A 19,474-nucleotide genomic window follows, 5' to 3' on the forward strand; every position below is an offset into this window, starting at 1 on the left:
GTGGCTCGTCCCGCCCGCTTCGTACTCCGCGCAATTTCCACGCCGGGAATGGGGCGGCGGCTCGCCCGTCTGCCGCCCCTGGGCTGAGGTGATTCCAGCAGTGCGGCATTTCCGTCACACAGGGGGCGCAGTCCTACGACCGCATCGTCGGCCATCGGGACCACCACAGGACTGACACGGTATGAAGATCGGACGACCGCCGGGCGGGCGCTAAACTTCCGTCAAGTTCGATTATCAGATCGATTTTTCAAGTGAAAATCGAATCTTCCCATCCAGCTCGGCGGAACAGGCTGCACGGGGGAAAGGGGTCTGATGACCTGGGACGAGTGGGAGCAGCTCAAGACGGCGGCTGTCGAGAATCGCTCTGCGGCGATGCAGCTGAACCGTGTACCGGACGAGGGCGGCGCGCCCGCTCCCGGAGGTGACCTGAGGGTCAATCAGCAGGACCTCGCGGCCGTCGGTGACGCCGCGTTCAAGCTCTTCGACAATCTGGGCAAATACGGCCGTGATGCCTGGTCCATCAGCCAGACGGCCGCAAAGGATCTGAGCACCCAGGGCTTCGCGCTGGGAGGCGCGCTCGACCATGTGCAGGAGTGCTGGGAGAAGCAGCTCAAGACTTTGCTGGACGCCTGCGCGCACATTTCCAATCACATGGATTTCACCAAGGGTGCACACGCCGGTGACGAGTACTACATCTACGACGTCGTGAGCAGCATTTCGACGCTGGACGACGGATTCACGGAGAGGACGCAGCGCTGATGGACTTCGAAACGCTGCGCCAGGGCAACTTCAGCCAGCTCGGCCAGGCCATCACTGCCTGGAACGGGGTGGTGGGCAAACTCGAAACGCTGGAATCGGACGCACGGGACGACCTCAAGGCGAAGGCGGACAAGGCCGACTGGTCCGGTATGAATGCCAAGGTCTCTCGTGAGTTCATCACCAAGACGGCGGGGGAATTCTCCGACGCCCGCACCCAGGCGAAGACCATCCACGACATCCTCAAGGACACCCACGACGAGCTGGTGAGCTACAAGGAGCAGTTGGATCAGGCCTTGGAGCGGGGCCGCAAGAAGAACCTCACAGTGGCCCAGACCGGCGGTGGCGGCTTCACCGTGACGATGCTCATCCACCCGGACCGCGCCGCCAAGGGCCACGAGGTCCCGGACCACTCTCCGCAGGACGCGGAGCACCTGCGGGACGATGTGCAGCGCATCTTGAACCGGGCGACGGAGAGCGACACGACGGCGGCAACCGTCCTGCGCACCATCGTCGACCAGGCCGAGGTCGGCTTCTCAGGCGCCTCCTACGGCGACCGTGACACCGCGATCGACGCCCTGCGCAAGGCGGAGGAAGCGGCCAAACTGATCAAGGACAAGGGCGACGAGATGTCGCCCGAGGAGTTCCAGAAGCTGAACAGTCTGCTCAGCTCGTACAAGAACGACCCGTTGTTCCAGGAGAAGTTCGCCACGCAGCTGGGTCCGAAAGCGACGCTGGAGTTCTGGGCGGACCTTTCGAGCCCGGACAGCCCGAATGACCTGACCCGCACGCAGCTCAACCAACTCGGTGAGTTCCAGAAGAACCTGGGCCACGTCCTGGGCGGCGCCACCCAGTCGGACAGCCCTGCCATGCGGCAGTGGGAGAACGACATGCTGAAGCTCTCGGGCGAGCGGTACAACACCCGCCAGGGTGACATCTGGGGCTTCCAGATCATGAGCAACCTCATGCGCACGGGCGACTACGACGACCAGTTCCTCAACAAGTACGGCAACGAACTGGTCGCCAAGGAGAAGGAGATGAGGCTGCCGGACCACTACTGGAACCAGCCGCCGAAGCCGAAGCTGAACTTCATCGGTGACGAGGAGTTCGGCCGCGACCCGATGACGGGCTTCCTCGCGGCGCTCTCCAACAGCCCGGACGCCTCGACGGACTTCTTCAACGCGAAGGAGCCGCAGGACAACGCGCAGTGGGTGCTGAAGGACCGCCCGTACTTCGACGACTCGCCACTGGACGACGGTCCGAACGAGGCCAAGGACGCGGCCGGCAAGGCCATGTTCGCGGCGGTGTCGGGCGTGTCCGACCCGAAGGACCCCGACGCGGAGTTCCTGACGCACTCGCCGGAGCAGCGGGAGGCCATGAAACGCTCCCTCGGAATCCTCTCCAGCATGGGCAACGACTTCCCGTCCGAGCTGCGCGACGACATGGCGCTGGCCATGGGCAACCACGGCGACTGGGTGCACAGGGCGATGAGTGATCCGGTGTCACGGCACGAGCTCGACTCGGGGCAGCTGATGGAGGTCAGCAAGCAGATCTCGCGGAACAGAGACGCTTACGGCGAGCTCGCCAGGCAGATGCACGGATCGGTCGTGGCCGACATCTACACGGACAAGGCGCACCCGGAAGACAGCCTGGACCGCGCCGGCCGCACCATCGGCTTCCTGGAGGAGGCCCGCTACCAGGCCACCAACGACGAGAAGGGCCAGAAGCTCGCCGACGCCTCGTGGGAGAAGGCCGGGAAGTACCACGTCATCGGCGGCCTCGTCACACCGTGGCATCCGGCCGGTGACGCTGCCCAGCGTGTCGTGGATGTGGTCACATCGAAGATGCTGGAGGACGAACAGAACAAGATCAGCAGCCAGGCGACCGCGGACCACCAGGAGACGTACAGGCGGCGTACCCGGGAGCTCCAGAAGATCGCGGACATCTGGTACCAGGAGAACACGGAGTGGGCCGAAGATCCGACCCACGAGGGCTACTCAAAGGACCACGGCATCTACAAGCAGATCGGGGAAGCCGCCAACGACGGCAACAAGAAGGCCGAAGGAGTGGCGGGCGTCCAATGACCGGGAAGACATCACGGCGCATCATCGCCTCGGCCCTGGCCTGTTGCCTCGCGCTGTCCCTCGCCGCGTGCGGTGGCGGACGCGAGTACACCGTTCCGAAGGAAGCGTGCGGCATCCCGATCAGCGAGAAAGTGCTCGACCCGTTTCTGGTGGACGGGAAGGAGCTCAAGGTCCTGGGCAAGCCCCTGGCCACGGGCGAAGGCAACTGCGCCATCTGGGTCGACGATTGGCTCGTGGTCAACCTCCTGCTCGAGAAGGTCGACAAGCTCTACGACCCGATGGACGAGTCGGAGGAGTTCCGCTTCAAGAACCGGGCGAAGACGGCGGACCTGCCGTTCGACGGGCTGGGCGCGGTGGGTGACTTCAACGCCATGGTCAGCGCGCAGTGCGCGGCGCCCGACGCCAAGTACGTCATCGTGTACGTCGAGGTCAGTCTCAAGTCCACCGGCGACGTCACCCGGCGGCGCGAGAACATCGAGTCCTTCGCCCTCGACGTCGTACCGAAGGTAAAGAAAGCAATCGGCTGCACGACCTGACACCCACGCCCATAGCCGTCTCCCGGGAAACGGCTATGGGCGTGGGTCATCGTGGCAAACCCCTCCAGCCGACGGGCAGATGGGTCAACTGTCCGACGCCGGGCTCAGGATGAGGGCCGCCCAAAAGGGTCGCTACGGCCACACCCGCGCCGATGGCCCCGATGAGTTCGGCCTGGAGAAGCGCACCGAAGTACCGACCGAGGAGAGAGGAGATCGGAAGCATCCCATGACGAACGCACTTCACCGCACCACCGTCTGCGTCCTCACCGCAGGCCTCGCGCTGTGCCTCACGGCGTGCGGCGGTGGCCGCGAATACACCGTTCCGAAGGAAGCATGCGGGGTACCTCTGAACGAGAAGGTACTCGAACCGTTCCTCGTGGACGGCGAGAAGCTCGAGACCAAAGGTGGTTCCGTGGTCGAGACCGGCACGAGCACCCAGGGGGCATGCGCGATCCGGGTGGACGGCAAACTGGTGCTCCACCTTCGGGTCCACAAGGTGGACAAGATCTACGACCCGATGGACCCGTCGGAGGAGTTCCGTTTCACCAACCGGGCGAAGATGAAGGACCTGCCGTTCGCCGGACTGGGGGCACTGGGCGACGCCATCTCCATGGTCAGCACCAACTGCACCGGCCCCGAGGCCGACTACCTCATTGCGTACGTCAGTGTCGACAGTCAGGCCGGCGGTGACATCGCCGAACGCCGCAAGCACATCAAGGCCTTCACCTTCGACTTCGTACCAAAGGTGAAGAAGGCTCTTCGCTGCACGGCTTAACACCCCCTGCCCATGGCCCACTCTCCTGAGAGACGGCCATGGGCAGGGGCCTCCCACCCGCACACCCACACTGAGGTCGCCCGGTGCCCACACTCCGCGACCTCGCCCAATCCCGCGGGCAGCAGCTCACAGTGCTCGTCCCAGCGACCGCACTCTCGGCTTGGTGTTCGGGATACAGGTCAGGGTGGGCACCTCCCGTGCGTGCCCACCCTGACTGTGTTCTGTCGAGAATTACTCGAAGTTGGCCCTCGCCCGCTTGTCGCCGGCGTGGTAAGCAGTACCGGCCTCGCGCACCTTGCGAGAGATCTCGCTCAGGGCGGTGTGAATCGCCGTGGCGTCGTTGTCCCAGCCGCGCTGAGCAGTGTCATAGGCACTCTTGGCTTCGCCCACCCAGAGCTCGGACACATTGGCGATCATCCGCTTGATGGACGCAAGGTCCTCCTGGAGCTGCTTGCTCTGCCGGTCGATGGCCCCGGCGGCCAGGTCCAGGCTCGCGTAAGTGACAACCATCGTGCCGTCGTTGTTGTTCGGCATGCGGTCCTCCCGTGTTATCTAGGTTTGGTGTGACTGCCTCGTACGTGGTGCGGGCGCGGCAGGATCAGAAGTTGTTGAGGTTCGAGGTCCTGGCCTCCGCCGTCGCGTCACCCGAGTAGCCGCTGACGACGTCGACGCCCTGGAGAGCCGCCTTGATTTCGTCCTCGGTGTTGCCCGAAATGGTGCGCGCTGCCTTGATGGCCTCCTGGAAGTTGAGAAGCCGATGGGCAATGCTGACCATCCTCCGGTTGACCTCTTCCTGCTTCGTGTTGTAGGCGCCGGCGCCGATGCCCTTCCAGTGGCCTTCCAAGCTGTCGATCGTCGCCTGCAGCGTCTTCAGCTGGCCTTTCACGGAGTCGAACCGCGTGGAGAGCTCGCCCTCCAGCTTGAGGAGAGCGGCATCTGAGAGCTTTTGATCGGCCATGGTTTCGGCTTCCTTCCTGGTGCTCTTGTTCGGTCCGGCACAACTGGCCGGTGGGTACGGGTGAAGAACGTATGGCCAGTCAGGCAGTGCGGCGCTTACGGACGAGCGCGAAGGCTCCGCCGCCGAGCACGATGACCGCTGCCGCTCCGCCGATGATCAGGGCGAGTGGGGTGCCGTCGTCCTTCTCCTTGCTGGAGCCTGCCACGACGGCGCCGTCAGCCTTTTCCTTCTTCTCGGGCTGTGACGAAGCTGGTGCAGACGGGGTCGAGGAGGCCGAGGAGCCGGACGTCTTTTCCTTGGTGAGGGGGCTGATGTCCGGGGCGCCGGGGTTGCCCTTGCCCTTGAGGATGTTGACGGCCGGACGGATGATGCCGTGGCCGAGGTAGTTGCTGAGAGTGCCCTTCTCCCAGTCGCCTCGTCCAGCCGTATCAAAGAGGACGTTGAGAACCTGGTTGGCCGTCCAGTCGGGGTGGGCGGACCAGATCAGAGCGGCGGAGGCTGACGTGATGGCAGTGGCCTGGCTCGTCCCGCCCTCGGTGTCGCAGTAGCGCTGAAACTTCGCATCGCACCACGCTGGAATACCGTCTCCTGGGGCGGCGATATCTACGCTGCTCCCGTGCTGAGAGTACGTGGAAGCCTTGCCAGTACTGTCAGTTGCAGCGACGCCGACCACCTGCGAATACGAGGCGGGAAACTGTTCCTTGTTGCCCTTCTTGGCGTTGTTTCCAGCTGCGGCGAAGAAGAGCTTCCCCTTGCTTTCCGCATACTTGACTGCTTCTCGTTCTCCCCGGCCTGGGAAATCGCTCCCCATCGACATGCTGATAATACGCGCGTCGCTGTCCGCTGCCGCCCGGATAGCATCTTCGGTGTCATGAGCGTTCACCGAGTGCTTGTTCTGAAACTCCGTATCGGTGACTCGAAACGGGATGATCTTTGCGCCCGGAGCGAGGCCTTGAAGTCCCCCGCCCTTCCCTGTTCCGGCAATCAACTCCGCCATGGTTGTGCCGTGCCCGTCATAGTCATCGAACTCATCGTTGCCGGCTCCTGTGGCGTCAAATCCTTTCAGGACCTGCCCTTTCAGGGACGGTGTCGACGGATTGACACCTGAGTCGATGACTGCAACCTTGATGCCTTCACCCGTGGTGACCTTCCACATCTCCTCCGCATGCATCGGGCCGAGATACCACTGCTTGGACTGCACATCCGCCGCAACCGCAGGGGTTCCCACTCCTGCGAATCCCACGCTCCAAGCAGCAGTCACAGCCATCACGCCGAGCAGACGCCCACGCAACCCGAAGGGCATGCGGCGTTTCCAGGTCTGGCTCATTCCTGCTGTCATCCTGACTTCCGAACCTTCCCTGTATCTACTCGATCACCGGAGGTGCGACTCCACGCCGTCCGGCCTCCCACGTCTCTCTGTCCTCAGTCAGGTAGTCCGGACGCGCCGTTCCGTCGTCCTGGCCCTCACGGTCGGAATCACGTCGGCGTGCGGGCCCACGCACGAGGCCTGCTCCCCCAGCCGTGAAGCCCTTTGCGCCTGAGCCGGCCCCGGCAGCACCACGAGGCGTACCCACGACTCCGTTCGAGCTGGGAGTGCCGCGCCCACCGGAACGGGGCACGCCGCTCGCCCCGCCGGCTCCGATGACTCCCCGTTGCCCTGTGCTGCCGGCCAAGCCGCCCGCAGGTGCCGTTCCTCCGGCTCCGATGACCGTGCCACGCGGAACACCGCGAGTTCTTCCGGGCGTACTTGCGCCCGGCATACCGCGCTGAGGGGTCCCGCCTACGATGCCGTTCGTCCGTCCGGCACGCGGGCCAGAGGTTCCGGACCTAGCTGCATGGCCTCCTGCCGTGGGCCTGCCGCCCGTCACGCCGGACCGACCGGCAGCAGGAGACTGGCCCCCGCCGCCTCCACGCCCGGACGTGCCCGTGCCCGAACCCTCGCCCACGGGAGCCGGACGCCCAACCGGAGCTCCGGTGCGCCCATTCACCCCAGGATCACTGTGCGTGGAGCCGCCAGGTCTGACCACGCCGTTTCCGGGCTGGCCGATCGCTCTGGGCATGCCAGTCGACGTCGTGGGTCGTCGCGAGTTCCCTGTCACAGGGTTCAGCAAGGGACTCGCCGTGGGCTGGGTCGGACCGCCGCCCGGACCTGCAGGACTTGTGATCGAAGGGGTGGGGGACTGTCCGGAATCGGTCACTGGGACTGGCGGAGCAGCAACACTATTGATCTCAGTCGATGTGCCCTTGTCCGGGACAGGCAAGGCCGACCCGAGTTCCTCAGCGGAGGTCCTGCGCCTGGCATTGCCTGAACTGCTGACTTCATGCTTCGCGGAGGGCTCCGACACACCCCGCGTCGTGCTGTTGCCCACCGTCTCGGAGGCTGCGGAAGAGACGCCGTGTTCGCCCGTCAACCAGAGACCCTGCGGCTTCGGCATCGCAACATCAAGCTGCTTGTCGAACCGCGGCGGCTCCTGCGCCGCCAGCGTCTCGGCCGAAACCGAGTAGTACGAAGCCAGCCTGTTCGCCTGGTTGATGGCCTCCTGGCGGTCCTTCTCGACCTTCACCGCCGCGGCGTACTCCGGGTTGCCATCGATCCTCTTCGAGGCCTCGATGTCCTCGACGGACTTGCGGTGCAGGCGGGTGTCGCGCGGCGGCAGGGATTTGCGCACCGAGGCGAGGCCCGTTCCCGCGACCGTGATCTGTGTCCCGGCCGCCTCCGCGAAATCGCCCAGCTTCGTGGCGTGGGCCACCAAGCCATTACCCCAGTCGCGGAAGGCGGTTCCGGACTCGCCCTCCCAGTCGACATCCCCGATGAAGTCGCCCAGCTCCTTCGCGGCGCCCTTGATGGCTGTCCTTGCCTTCAAGAGCGCCTCACCCGCGTCTTCGAGGTGCTCCGGATTGGAGTTCTGAATCAGATCGATCATCGCGTTGAGCTCATGGCCCTCGAACGAAGTCCGTCCTGAGGAGCCCGAACGTCCGAAGCCGAATGACTCCATGACGTGCTGGACCTGCCGATTGACATCAGTGACGATCAACTGGCTCTGGACGCGTTGCTGGTCCTGCGCCTGCTGTTCCTTGGGGGTCAGTTCCGGCTGCTTGTCGTCACTCATCAGCTATCACCCAGGTCGTCGTAGGCAGAGCCGGTCTTGCTGTCGGAGCGAGGCGTCTCAGGCTTGTCGACCGTCTCGCCCTGCGCCTTCTCGTGTTCCTTGTCCAGGCGGACCTGGATCTCGTAGAACCGGCGCCGCACGTCGTCGTCCACGTTGTCGAAGCCGACGGCCGCCGCGTGCACGCCCAGACTCAAGTACTCGATCTGGTCACCGAGCGACTTGGAGAGCGAGACGAGTGCCTCGTGGACGCGGTTGTACTGCGTGTACAGCCCGTCCGCCTCTGCGAAGCACGCGTTCTGACCACTCAAGGCAGCGCGCGACACCGTCTGCGCCGCCATCTTCGACTTGCCGGCTGCCGAACCCTCGAGCTCCGCAAGCAGCGTATTGACACGCCCCCTGAACTTCTCCAGCGCGCCAACACCACGCCGGAGGTCACCCGAGCCTCCCCCGCCACCGCCTGGACCAGTCACGATCCTGCCCTCCCCGATTCCCCGTTTGCTCAGACTGGCACTCGTTGCTGTCGCACCCGCGTGAACAAGTCTGACCTCATTCCACAAACTCTAGCCACTGGCTACGAGAGGGCCAACTCTCTTGTCAATCACGTAACTTCCGCGGGCCGATTCCCTGTTGACGGCCAGGTCAAGCATTGCCCACTCTTCCCAGGCGCCTGGACCGCCGTCGGGTATCACGTACGGCCACGGCGATACCCGCTATTGCGGCGACCAGCACTGCCCCGCCCACCACCACGTACGTCGCCAGGCGTGCATTGCGTTCGTCCGCCGTTTCGCCCAGGTGAAGTTCAGCCGGTGTCGGCGCTTTGCCCTTGCTCACACCTTCGTTCGCCACCGGGCGTTCGATGGGCTTGTCGTCCTCGGTCAGGGCACGCACCGGGTCGACGACGCCCCAGCCCACCAGACGGTCGTGTCCCGCGACCGAGCGTTCCGCCGTCTGCTTGATCTGGGCGACGATCTGCTTCTGCGTCCAGTCCTGGTGCTTGGCCTTGATGAGGGCGGCGACTCCTGCGACGTACGGGGCCGAGAAGCTGGTGCCGTTGTCGGCGCAGTGCCCGCCGCCGGGCACCGTCGAGATCATGTCCACTCCGGGGGCGGCCACGCCCACGAACTCGCCGGACTGGGAGAAGGCCGCCCGTTCGTTGTTGCGGTCCGACGCGGCCACGGCCAGGACACCCTCGTACGAGGCCGGGTAGGTCTCCTTGACGTTGCCGTCCAGCCCGTCGTTGCCGGCCGAGGCGACGATCACAATGTTCTTGGCCAGGGCGGCGTCCACCGCCTGCTCCAGAGCATCCGCGGGCTTCACCGCGTTGGCCGTGTCCTGGGAGATGTTGATGACGTCCGCGTCGGCGACGTCGGCTGCGTAGCTGATGGAGGCGGCCAGCGACTCGGCCGTTCCGTGGCCCTCGGCGTCGTTCTGCTGGATCGGAATGATCGTCGCGTCCGGAGCCAAGCCGGTGAAGCCGGTGCCCTTCACCTCTCGCGCGGCAATGATTCCGGCGACCTTGGTGCCGTGACCGACCGTGTCGGTGGTGCCGTTCTCCTTGCCGCGCTCGACCTTGTTGCCGTTCTCGTCCTTGAGGTTCTTCGGCAGGAAATTACTGCCGCTCCTGGTGTCCACGGCCGCCTTGAGCTGAGGGTTCTTGACGTCCACGCCCGTGTCGATGACGGCCACCCGTACCCCCTTGCCGGTGGACTGCTTCCACAGCTCGTCCATCAGGACGCGCTGCAACGCCCAGGGGCGGCCCGCGTACTTCTTCGACGGGAAGGTGCACTGGGTGGAGTCGTCCGCGGCGGCGGGCAGTACGGGCAGTGTGACGAAGAGAACGGCGGTGGCGGCTGCGACTGTCAGCGGACGCCGGTACGGAGAGGAGTGCGTCGTCATGTGAATGCGCTCCTCAGGAACCCTGCGGCTGACGGGCCGCGCCAGTCGACAGGCGTGGTCCCGTGGGCAGGAACGAGGACCAGGCGGCCGGAATGGGCGCGGGCACGACGTCCTTGTATCCGAGCCGGTTCTGCGCTTGTTGCGCCTCCTGCTGCCGCTGCGCCCTCTCCTCCTTCGAGCCTGATTCGCCGATGCCGGAGTCGTCCTGCACGCTGTCACCGTTGGACTGCATGGCATAGCGCAGACCGGTGTCGGTGACCAGGAAGAGGGGACCGGAGTCGGCGCTGGACCCCTTGAACTGCCGGAAGAGCTGTCCGGATCCGGGGGTGACGTAGGCGCTGCTGGAGCCGGTGGGGAGCGTTGCGGGGAAGCTCGTGCCCGCCCACGTGCTCAGCGTGCTGGCCCCGTCCTTGGTGGCGACACCGCGCAGAACGTTGCACACGGTGTTACGGCTGCCGGCCGCGGCGCTCGCGGAGTTGACGGGCGTCGGCGCGCTCGTGGGCCAGTTCCTGTCCTGCCCGAAGGCCTCACCGGGCTCGAACGCTCCGGCGCTGACGGGCCTCTCCTTGCCGTCCTGGCCAAGGTTGACCAGGGCCCGGCTGCTGAGCAGGAGCTTCGCGACGAAGTCCGATACGGGGGCGACCCGGCCAGGCAGGACCACGTACTGCTGGGTCCTGGTGCCGGATGTCGCCGCGAGGACCGTGCCCACCTTGTTCGCCGCGGGCGGCAGCTTCCCCGGGATGCCTGCGTCGGCGCCGGGGGTTCCGGGGACGGTCGGGAAGTCGACCGCGTCTCCGGTGTGCAGGGTGTCCAGCCACGCGGCGGAGACCCGCTGGGGGGCGCGGCCGTCGCCGACCAGGGTGCGCAGCAGCAGTTCGTCCTTCTTCACCTTGTACGCCGTGCCCGCGGCGTCCACGATGTAGCGGGTCCTGTCCGGTCCCGGTCCTTCGACGTACATCAGCTCACCGCCGTGCAGCCGACCCGCGCCCTCGGTCTTCTTCTGCTCGCGCTCCGCGAAGACGAACGCCGCCTTCTGGATGGCCCTGCCGCCCTCGCCGGGCCGCTCGCAGACGGCCCACCGCTTCTTCGATCCGGCTTCGTCCTTGTCCGGCAGCCGGTCGGGGGCGTACGGGATGCCAAGGGTGGCGCCGTGGGGGATCGTGCCGTTGTCGAGAACCGATTCGTCGACGTTGATGACCTTGCCCTTGTCCGGGGCCAGGAGCAGCTTGGCGGAGGACATGTTCAGCACCGGGTGGAGCTGCGTCTTGCCATCGGTTTTCAACACCACATAACGCGTGGTGGATTTGCTGGCGATAATGACATTCTCGTAGGGGGTGTCCCAGTTCTGGGGTGCTACGGGCTTGAACATCCCCCAAGCCCCGAACGCCGCGAGGATGACGACGCCGACGATCGCACCGGGCACCACCGCACGCAGGGGTCGCGGTGCACCCTCCTCCGAGCCGGTCGGGCTGGGTTGCAGGAACTGTGCGATCAACCTCCGCTTCGCGAAGGTGTAGGCGTTGAGTTCGTCCCGCCGTGATGCCATCTGTCCGCTGCCCCTTTTCCCCAGTGGGCGACCAGGTTCCCACACACGCCGTGGGCCACTGTCGTCGACTGGGCCCCCTACTATGCCTGTTGGCGCTTGACCGTCACTGCTCAGGTTAGGGTGATCGCCCGGTCAACGCCCGTGAAAAGAAGCGGTAAACAGGGACACGAGGGGGCAATGCGACGATGGGTGCAGCGACGCGCGAGCGCACGGGGCGGTCTACCCATCGAACGTCCGGCTCTTCCCGAAGGCAACACGGCAACGAGCCGGCCGGCGCAGCACCCGCCCCGTCGGTGAACGCCCCTGCGGCGACGACTCTCCGGCCGATCTCGCGGAACGGTCGCATCGGTCCCGTACTGCGGCAGATGGTGCTTGTCGAGGCGGCTCTGGCGGTCGCTGCGATGGGGGCCGTGCTCGGCGGCATCTGGCTGGTGCCCGCAGTCGCGGTCGCCTGCCTGCTGGTGCTTCTCGCGGTGGTACGTCGCCGGGGCCGCGCCGTACAGGACTGGCTGTCGACGACACTCTCCCTCCGCGATCGCAGGCGGACCGCCGTGGCGCCCGCCGCTGATGCGGAGCCGCAGCTGGCGCCGGTGGCGGAAAGTGTGCCGGGATTCGCTCCGTACATCTACGTCGACCGGGACCGCCGCACGGTGGGCATGCTCGGGGACGGCACGTTCCTGACCGCTGTCGTACGCGTCGAGGCCAGCGGTGAATCGCTCCGCCAGGCGCGCGGTGCGCGGGCGCTCCCGCTGTCCCTCCTCGGCGATGCCCTCTCGGTGGACGACATCGTGCTGGAGTCCGCGCAACTCGTGCAGCAGGTACGCCCCGCTCCGGCGCAGCATCTGCCGCAGCAGTCGGCGGCGCGGCTCTCCTACGCTCCCCTTCAGGAGCAGACCGGGGCGCCCGCGGTGCGAATGACCTGGGTGGCTGTGAAACTGGATCCGGAACTGTGCCGGGAGGCGGTCGAGGCACGCGGGGGCGGAATCGGCGGAGCTCAGCGCTGTCTGGTTCGGGTCGCGGACCATGTGGCGAGCCGGATCACCGGCGCCGGATTCCGGGCCGTGGTGCTGGACCAGGAAGAGCTGCACTCCGCCGTGGCGACATCCGCGTGTGCCAATCCCATCCTGTCGGCGCGCGCCGGCCGCCAGGATGCCGCGCCGCAGCGGCGGACGATGGAGACATCGAGGGTCTGGCGGTGCGACGACCGTTGGCACACCGTCTATGCGGTGGACCGCTGGCCCGAGTTGGGCCGGGGGGCGACTCCTCTCCCACGCCTCGTATCGCTGCTGACCTTGGTCCCCGCGTATGCGACGACCTTCAGCCTGACGGTGCGACGCGGTTCACACCAGGGCGATGTGTCCGTGTCCGGTCACGTACGGATCACCGGCGGCTCCGATACCGAACTGGTCGGGGTGCGAAGGACATTGGAGCAAGCCGCACGGCACGCCAAGGTCGGGCTGGTGCGACTGGACCGCGAGCAGCTGCCGGGCGTGCTGGCGACGCTCCCGCTGGGAGGCGCACAGTGACGAATCGCACCGAGCCGAGGCGAGGGCTGCGCGGCCCTCGCCACGCGGGGCACACTCTGGCGGCGGAGCAACTGGGCGCACTGTCCTTGCCGGTCGGGGACGACGGCGTGATCATCGGCAGCGATGCCGAGGGGCGCACGCAGATGATCGGGTTCCACCGCCCGGCGCCGTACGACGTCCTGTTGATCGGCGGCCTGTGGACCGCGCAGGTGCTGGCGCTGCGCGCGGCGGCCACGGGTGCGCGGGTAGCGGTCGAGACCGGGCGCACCCAGGCCTGGACCACTCTGGCGCAAGCCGCGGGTGCCGGTCTTGAGTGCATCTCCCTCCATGACGTGGGCCGGGTTCCGCCGACCGGAGCGACCGTGGGCAGCCCGGTGGTGGTGGTGCGCGACTGCGGCATGCGTCCGCCCCGTGGCCGGGTGGTGTCCTCCCCCTGGCAGTCGGTGTTGACGCTGCTGCCCTATCTGAGTCCTGTGGCGCCCCGGTTGATGCGGGCTTCGACGCTCGTGGGTATTCAGCGGGTCTCGCCCGCCGAGGCGGACCAGATCGGCCGGATCCTGGGGCTCGCTCGGGTCGAGAGCGAGGCCCTGCCCACTCTGGCGGACGGTGTCACGCTCTGGGTGGCGGGCCGCGAGCGCCACTGGGTGATGACCAGCGCGACGGATATCGAGAACGGCCTGCTGGGCACTGCTCGCCGGATGGACTGAATACTGTTTCGTTCGCAACCCCGGGCCTGCCGCTTCCAGGGAGGATGGCCAGGGAACGACTCGGTTCGATCGAAGGGACGTCGACATGGGCACCCAGCAGGAAAAGGAAGAGCTCTACGCTCTGGACATCTCGGATGTGGAGTGGCTGAGCGCACCGGGGACCGAGAACGTCGAGGAACGGGTCGAGATCGCGCACCTGCCGAATGGTGCAGTCGCCATGCGCTCGTCGCTGGAACCGGAGACCGTGTTGCGGTACACGGAGGCCGAGTGGCGTGCCTTCGTCCTGGGCGCACGGGATGGCGAATTCGACCTCACGTAGGCAGGGGGTCAGGTGAGAGGGTGGCTGTCCGGAGACGATGGTCACCCTCTCACCGCGCCTGAGTATGTGACGAGTTGACCGCTTCGGATCGTACACGCTGCCCTACCGGGGCACTTGAGGACGGTTCGTGACCTACTGGATGGTTTCTGCCGAGCGGAACGGCTTGCCGGAGCGGGCCCGATGACGATTAGGGTGGGTCCGGGTGCGGCAGAAGACCTGCGGGCAGGCAATGCGCGCCCCGAGGGGGAGAGCCGGGCGGTTCGGAATACGGGAACGGCCGCCCCCACCCACCACGGCACAAGGGTGCTCGACCACACCAGGAGGCAAAGTGAACGGCGATCGGGACGAAATCCGAGGGGGCTGGAGCAGGCCCGTCGACGAGTCGTCCGACGCGGAGCCCGCCGAGATGACGGGTGAGTTCACCATCGACTACACCCCGCCCGCCTGGTACACACAGAACGCGTCGGGGGACTCGTCGGGCGGGGCCGGAACGCACCTGGCGCCGCCTCCGCCGCCCCATGGGGCGCCGGTGTCCACGCCCGGGCTGCCGGCCGGCGGCGGCTTCGAACCCGACTGGCCCCCGGCGCCGCCCACGCCTGCGCCCGTTCCGCCTGCGGCCCCTGGGGGCCCTGGGGTTCAGACGCCTCCTGTCGCTTCCGCCGCCGCTCCTTCGCCCGCCCCTGCTGAGGGCGCGGGGAACGGTGCGCCGGATCCGTTCGGAGGCGGTGATGTGGAGAGCGGCGCGACCATGCGGTTCTCACCTGCCGCGCTGAAGCGCGAGATCGCGGAGCGGGAGGCGGCTGCGGACGGGGGGCGGGTCGGATCCGGTGCCGGTTCCGAAGGCCCTGGCGGCAGCCCGGTCGGTACGGACGCGGGTGCGACGGCCGGAGCCGATTCCGTACCGTCGGATTCCGTTCGCTCCGAGCAGCCCGAGCAGTCCAGCCGGACCGATGCCGCACAGGCTTCCGACGCGGCGGCCGGCAACGGTACCGACTCCGTTGCCGAGGAGGCTTCGGATGACGGCGCCGATGCCCCGTCCGACGCGCCCGCCGACTCCGTGCCCGCGGCTGCCGCTCCCGCTCCGGCACCTCAGGACGCCGCTCCGGCACCGGCGCCTCAGGACGCCACGCCCCCGGCCGCACCGACGCCGTGGACCCCGGGGCCGCCCGCGCAAGGCGGTCTGCCGCCGCTGCCGCCCGCGTTCCAGCCCGCCGCTGGGCAGCCCAACGCGCCCCAGCCGGCGCCGCAGTGGCCCGCGACGGCTCCGGCTCCCGCTCCGGCGAGCGAGGCGCCCGGTGGTTACGGATTCCCGAACGCTGTCCAGACACCGCAGGCACCCCAGGCACCGCAGTTCCCGCAGCCCGCCCAACTGCCCGCACCGCAGCCACCCGCTCAGGGGACACCACCGCAGCAGGGCAGTTACGGATTCCCACAGCCGCCCCAGTCGCCGCAGGCACCCCAGTGGCCCGCACAGCAGGAGGCCCCACAGGGCGGTTACGGATTCCCGCAATCGCCCCAGCCCCACCAGGCACCCCACCCCCAGGCACCCCAGCGGCCGGTTCAGGGCGCTTCCCACCCGCCCGCGCCGGTCGCCGCGCAGCAGCCCTCCCACCAGCAGCTGCCACAGCAACAGCCCCAGCAGCAGCATCCGCCGCAGGGACCGCCCGTGGATCCGCGGACCGGGGCGGCCTGGCCGACGGCGGTCACGCATGACCAGCGCGAGCGGTCCGTACCGGGTGCTCCGCTCGGCTACACGGCTGCCGTCGAGCTCTCCTCCGACCGTCTGGTCCGGGGCAAGCAGAAGGCGAAGAGCAGTCGCGCGCCGTCCGCTGCGTCCCGCTTCAAGCTGGGCAGCAAGAAGGAAGAAGCCGAGCGGCAGCGCAAGCTCGACCTGATCCGTACACCCGTGCTGTCCTGCTACCGGATAGCGGTCATCAGCCTCAAGGGCGGCGTCGGCAAGACCACGACGACCACCGCACTGGGCGCGACCCTGGCCACCGAGCGGCAGGACAAGATCCTCGCCATCGACGCCAACCCGGACGCCGGCACGCTCGGCCGCCGGGTGCGCCGCGAGACCGGGGCGACCATCCGTGACCTGGTCCAGGCGATCCCGTACCTCAACTCGTACATGGACATCCGTCGCTTCACCTCGCAGGCACCGTCCGGCCTGGAGATCATCGCCAACGACGTGGATCCGGCGGTCTCGACGACCTTCAACGACGAGGACTACCGGCGCGCGATCGACGTCCTCGGCAGGCAGTACCCGATCATCCTCACCGACTCGGGCACCGGTCTGCTCTACAGCGCGATGCGCGGAGTGCTGGACCTCGCCGATCAGCTGATCATCATCTCGACTCCGTCGGTCGACGGTGCGTCCAGCGCCTCCACCACGCTGGACTGGCTCTCGGCGCACGGGTACGCGGATCTGGTGCAGCGGTCCATCACCGTCATCTCCGGGGTCCGCGAGACCGGCAAGATGATCAAGGTCGATGACATCGTGCAGCACTTCGAGACCCGCTGCCGGGGTGTGGTCGTCGTGCCGTTCGACGAGCATCTGTCGGCCGGTGCCGAGGTCGACCTCGACATGATGCGCCCGAAGACGCGTGAGGCGTACTTCAACCTCTCCGCGATGGTGGCCGAGGACTTCGCCCGCGCCCAGCAGCAGCAGGGGCTGTGGACCTCGGACGGCAGCAACCCGCCGCCGCAGTACGCTCCGCCGATGCCCGGACACCCGATGCCCGGTCAGCAGCAGTACGCACCGCAGCAACCGGGTCAGCCGTATCCGCCCCAGCAACCTCAGCAGCCCCAGGGCCCGGGACAGCCGTACCCGCCCCAGCAGCCGTACGGCGGGCAGCAGACCCAGCAGCCCTACCCGCCGCAATCGGGCCCCGGCGGGCAGCAGAACGGCTGGCAGCAGCTGCCGCCAGCGCCTCAGCAGTAAGGCATCAGAGGTCTCGACCAATGAGGGCTCGCATCGTTCCCACGGTGCGGGTCCTCTTCGCATTCCCGCAGCCCACACGCCATTTGGCACACCGTTGACGCGGCTTGACCACCGCTGATAAACCTTCGCTTCACCAGCTGGCGAACCAGAGATCAACCCGCCTTCTCCGTGCGAGTCATGACGCGAGGTCCCCGTCCATGGTCACAAGAGTCCCACCACCCTCCGCTCAGCCACGCTCACGTCTGCGTACCCTCCTGGCTTCCGGTGCCGCGGCCCTTGCCCTGGCCGCCGGGTCGATCGTCCCGGGGATGCCCCTCGGCACCGCGCCTCAGCAGGCACAGGCCGCCGACAACGGCAGGACGACGCTGACTGTCGCGGTCGCGCAGAGCGTCGACTCGCTGAGCCCGTTCCTCGCTCAGCGGCTCATGAGCACCAGCGTCCACCGGCTCATGTACGACTTCCTCACCAACTACGACGCCAAGGACAACCACACGATCCCCGCCCTCGCCACCAAGTGGGAGCCGTCCGCGGACAAGTTGACCTGGACGTACACCATTCGGTCCAACTCCAAGTGGTCGGACGGGCAGCAGGCCACCGCCGAGGACGCGGCGTGGACCTTCAACAAGATGATGACCGACGAGGGAGCCGCCACCGCGAACGGCAGCTTCGTCGCCAACTTCAGGAAGGTCACGGCGCCCAGCCCGGACAAGCTGGTCATCGAGCTCAAGGAACCGCAGGCCACCATGGCCGCGCTCGATGTACCGATCGTTCCCAAGCACGTCTGGGAGAAGGTCGGGGACTTCTCGAAGTTCAACAACGACACGAAGTTCCCCATCGTGGGGAACGGGCCGTTCATCCTGACCGACTACAAGGTCGACCAGTATGTGAAGCTCAAGGCCAACAAGAACTTCTGGCGCGGTGCGCCCAAGTTCGACGAGCTGGTCTTCAAGACGTACAAGGACCAGGACGCCGCGGTCGCCGCGCTGCGCAAGGGCGAGGTGTCATTCGTCGCGGGCGCCCCCGCGCTGACGCCTGCCCAGGCCGCATCCCTCAAGGGCGACAAGAACATCAAGGTCAACGAGGGGCCGGGCCGCCGCTTCTTCGCACTGGCGACCAACCCGGGCGCGCAGACCAAGGACGGCAAGAAGTTCGGCAACGGCAACAAGGCCCTGCTCGACCAGAAGGTACGCCAGGCGCTCTTCCTCTCGGTCGACCGCAAGACCATCATCGACAAGGTCTTCCAGGGGCACGCCGTCGAGGGCCAGGGGTACATTCCGCCGCGCTACGGGGACTACTTCTGGCAGCCGTCCGACAGCCAGACGCTGGCCTACGACCCGGCCCGGGCCGCCAAGCTGCTCGACCAGGCGGGCTACAAGCTCAAGGGCGACCAGCGTGTCGGCAAGGACGGCAAGCCGCTCGACCTGCGCATCCTGTGCCATGCCACGGACCCCAACGACAAGGCGATCGGCAAGTACCTCAAGGAGTGGTGGGGCAAGCTCGGCATCGGGCTGAAGGTGGACTGCCTCGACGACGTCTCCGTGCCCTGGTACGCCGGTGAGTACGACCTCGCGTTCGACGGCTGGTCCGTCAACCCGGACCCGGACTTCGTCCTCGGCATCCACACCTGCTCCGCCCTGCCCGCCAAGGCCAAGGAGAGCGCCGCCACGGACAACTTCATCTGCGACAAGACGTACGACGAGCTGTACAAGAAGCAGCTCGCCGAGTACGACCCGGCCAAGCGGGCGGACACCGTCAAGCAGATGGAGTCGTGGTTGTACGACTCCGGGTACATGAACATCATCGCGTACCCGAACGCGGTCGAGGCGTACCGGACGGACCAGATCAAGTCCATCACCACCATGCCCGAGGCGGCCGGCAACATCTACGGCCAGGATGGGTACTGGAGTTGGTGGTCGGCTGTTCCGGTGGCTGACGGCAAGAGCGCTTCGGGCAGTGACAGCGGTGGCAACTCCACCGGTGTCGTCATCGGCATCGTCGCCGCCGTGGTGGTGCTCGCCGGTGGCGGGTTCCTCTTCACGCGTCGCCGCCGGTCCACGGCGGAGGACCGCGAATAGGACCGACCGGCATTTGGGGGGTGGGTGAAGAAGCGGGGCTGGGGTGCGTGCATCGCAAGGCGGAGGATTGAGCCATGGCGGAGCCATGGTGATGGACGACAACGCTGCGAGGCGCGTGCCCCAGCCCCGTGACGCCGCCCCCCGATTGCCGGTTGGTCCAAGCACGCGGACGGGATGAGAGGGACCGGCAGAACGGGTCGCGACACCCTCCCTGCCGGTCCCTCCAAGGGCAGCACGAGTAACGA

The 19,474-nt window shown here is 67.1% G+C and carries 16 protein-coding genes; 9 read left to right on the forward strand and 7 right to left on the reverse strand.

Annotation, left to right across the window (positions count from 1 at the left end; all coding sequences use genetic code 11):
• The first annotated feature begins 312 nt into the window (after positions 1-312).
• The 4 genes from AB0N06_RS26130 (at position 313) to AB0N06_RS26145 (ending at position 4,151) form a co-directional block, all read left to right on the forward strand.
• Positions 313-759: a hypothetical protein gene (locus AB0N06_RS26130; RefSeq protein ID WP_366137102.1), complete on the forward strand. Its 447-nt coding sequence runs from the start codon at positions 313-315 to the stop codon at positions 757-759.
• A complete protein-coding gene (locus tag AB0N06_RS26135; RefSeq protein ID WP_366137103.1) occupies positions 759-2,840 on the forward strand; it encodes a hypothetical protein in 2,082 nt (693 codons plus the stop codon). Before AB0N06_RS26130 ends, AB0N06_RS26135 begins: the two co-directional genes overlap by 1 nt.
• Positions 2,837-3,376, forward strand: coding sequence for a hypothetical protein (locus AB0N06_RS26140; protein ID WP_366137104.1), 540 nt, complete (start codon positions 2,837-2,839; stop codon positions 3,374-3,376). The genes AB0N06_RS26135 and AB0N06_RS26140 overlap by 4 nt, the downstream gene beginning before the upstream one ends.
• A 226-nt stretch (positions 3,377-3,602) precedes the next feature.
• A complete protein-coding gene (locus AB0N06_RS26145) occupies positions 3,603-4,151 on the forward strand; it encodes a hypothetical protein (protein ID WP_366137105.1) in 549 nt (182 codons plus the stop codon).
• Between the two features lie 231 nt (positions 4,152-4,382).
• Here the strand turns inward: AB0N06_RS26145 and AB0N06_RS26150 are convergent, their stop codons facing one another.
• From AB0N06_RS26150 to eccB, 7 genes are all read right to left on the reverse strand, one after another.
• Entirely contained in the window at positions 4,383-4,685 is a 303-nt protein-coding gene (locus AB0N06_RS26150) for a WXG100 family type VII secretion target (RefSeq protein ID WP_358860047.1), read from the reverse strand.
• Positions 4,686-4,749: 64 nt separating this feature from the next.
• The gene (locus tag AB0N06_RS26155) at positions 4,750-5,109 is read right to left on the reverse strand and encodes a WXG100 family type VII secretion target (RefSeq protein WP_366137106.1); all 360 of its coding nucleotides are present in this window, start codon (positions 5,107-5,109) and stop codon (positions 4,750-4,752) included.
• 79 nt (positions 5,110-5,188) lie between these two features.
• Positions 5,189-6,448, reverse strand: coding sequence for a S8 family serine peptidase (locus tag AB0N06_RS26160; protein ID WP_366137107.1), 1,260 nt, complete (start codon positions 6,446-6,448; stop codon positions 5,189-5,191).
• A gap of 25 nt (positions 6,449-6,473) precedes the next feature.
• Positions 6,474-8,219 carry a hypothetical protein gene (locus AB0N06_RS26165; protein WP_366137108.1) on the reverse strand — a complete coding sequence of 582 codons (1,746 nt, stop codon included), beginning with the start codon at positions 8,217-8,219 and terminating at the stop codon, positions 6,474-6,476.
• Complete coding sequence (locus tag AB0N06_RS26170) at positions 8,219-8,557, reverse strand: hypothetical protein (protein WP_366137132.1); 339 nt, start codon at positions 8,555-8,557, stop codon at positions 8,219-8,221. The genes AB0N06_RS26165 and AB0N06_RS26170 overlap by 1 nt, the downstream gene beginning before the upstream one ends.
• Positions 8,558-8,858: 301 nt before the next feature.
• Positions 8,859-10,115, reverse strand: a complete 1,257-nt coding sequence (gene mycP / locus AB0N06_RS26175) for a type VII secretion-associated serine protease mycosin (protein WP_366137109.1) — start codon at positions 10,113-10,115, stop codon at positions 8,859-8,861.
• 13 nt (positions 10,116-10,128) lie between these two features.
• Positions 10,129-11,661 carry a type VII secretion protein EccB gene (gene eccB / locus AB0N06_RS26180; protein ID WP_366137110.1) on the reverse strand — a complete coding sequence of 511 codons (1,533 nt, stop codon included), beginning with the start codon at positions 11,659-11,661 and terminating at the stop codon, positions 10,129-10,131.
• Positions 11,662-11,846: 185 nt separating this feature from the next.
• On the opposite strand from eccB, the gene eccE reads away from it, so the two are divergent.
• From eccE to AB0N06_RS26205, 5 genes are all read left to right on the forward strand, one after another.
• Positions 11,847-13,187 carry a type VII secretion protein EccE gene (gene eccE, locus AB0N06_RS26185; RefSeq protein ID WP_366137111.1) on the forward strand — a complete coding sequence of 447 codons (1,341 nt, stop codon included), beginning with the start codon at positions 11,847-11,849 and terminating at the stop codon, positions 13,185-13,187.
• A complete protein-coding gene (locus AB0N06_RS26190; RefSeq protein ID WP_366137112.1) occupies positions 13,184-13,894 on the forward strand; it encodes a hypothetical protein in 711 nt (236 codons plus the stop codon). Before eccE ends, AB0N06_RS26190 begins: the two co-directional genes overlap by 4 nt.
• 85 nt (positions 13,895-13,979) lie before the next feature.
• Positions 13,980-14,213, forward strand: coding sequence for a DUF397 domain-containing protein (locus AB0N06_RS26195; protein ID WP_358860056.1), 234 nt, complete (start codon positions 13,980-13,982; stop codon positions 14,211-14,213).
• Between the two features lie 328 nt (positions 14,214-14,541).
• Positions 14,542-17,154: an SCO5717 family growth-regulating ATPase gene (locus AB0N06_RS26200; RefSeq protein ID WP_366137113.1), complete on the forward strand. Its 2,613-nt coding sequence runs from the start codon at positions 14,542-14,544 to the stop codon at positions 17,152-17,154.
• A 197-nt stretch (positions 17,155-17,351) separates the two neighbouring features.
• Entirely contained in the window at positions 17,352-19,229 is a 1,878-nt protein-coding gene (locus AB0N06_RS26205) for an ABC transporter substrate-binding protein (protein WP_366137114.1), read from the forward strand.
• The last annotated feature ends 245 nt before the right edge of the window (positions 19,230-19,474 follow it).

The organism is Streptomyces sp. NPDC051020, from assembly GCF_040683105.1.
In the GTDB taxonomy this organism is placed as follows: Bacteria; Actinomycetota; Actinomycetes; order Streptomycetales; family Streptomycetaceae; genus Streptomyces.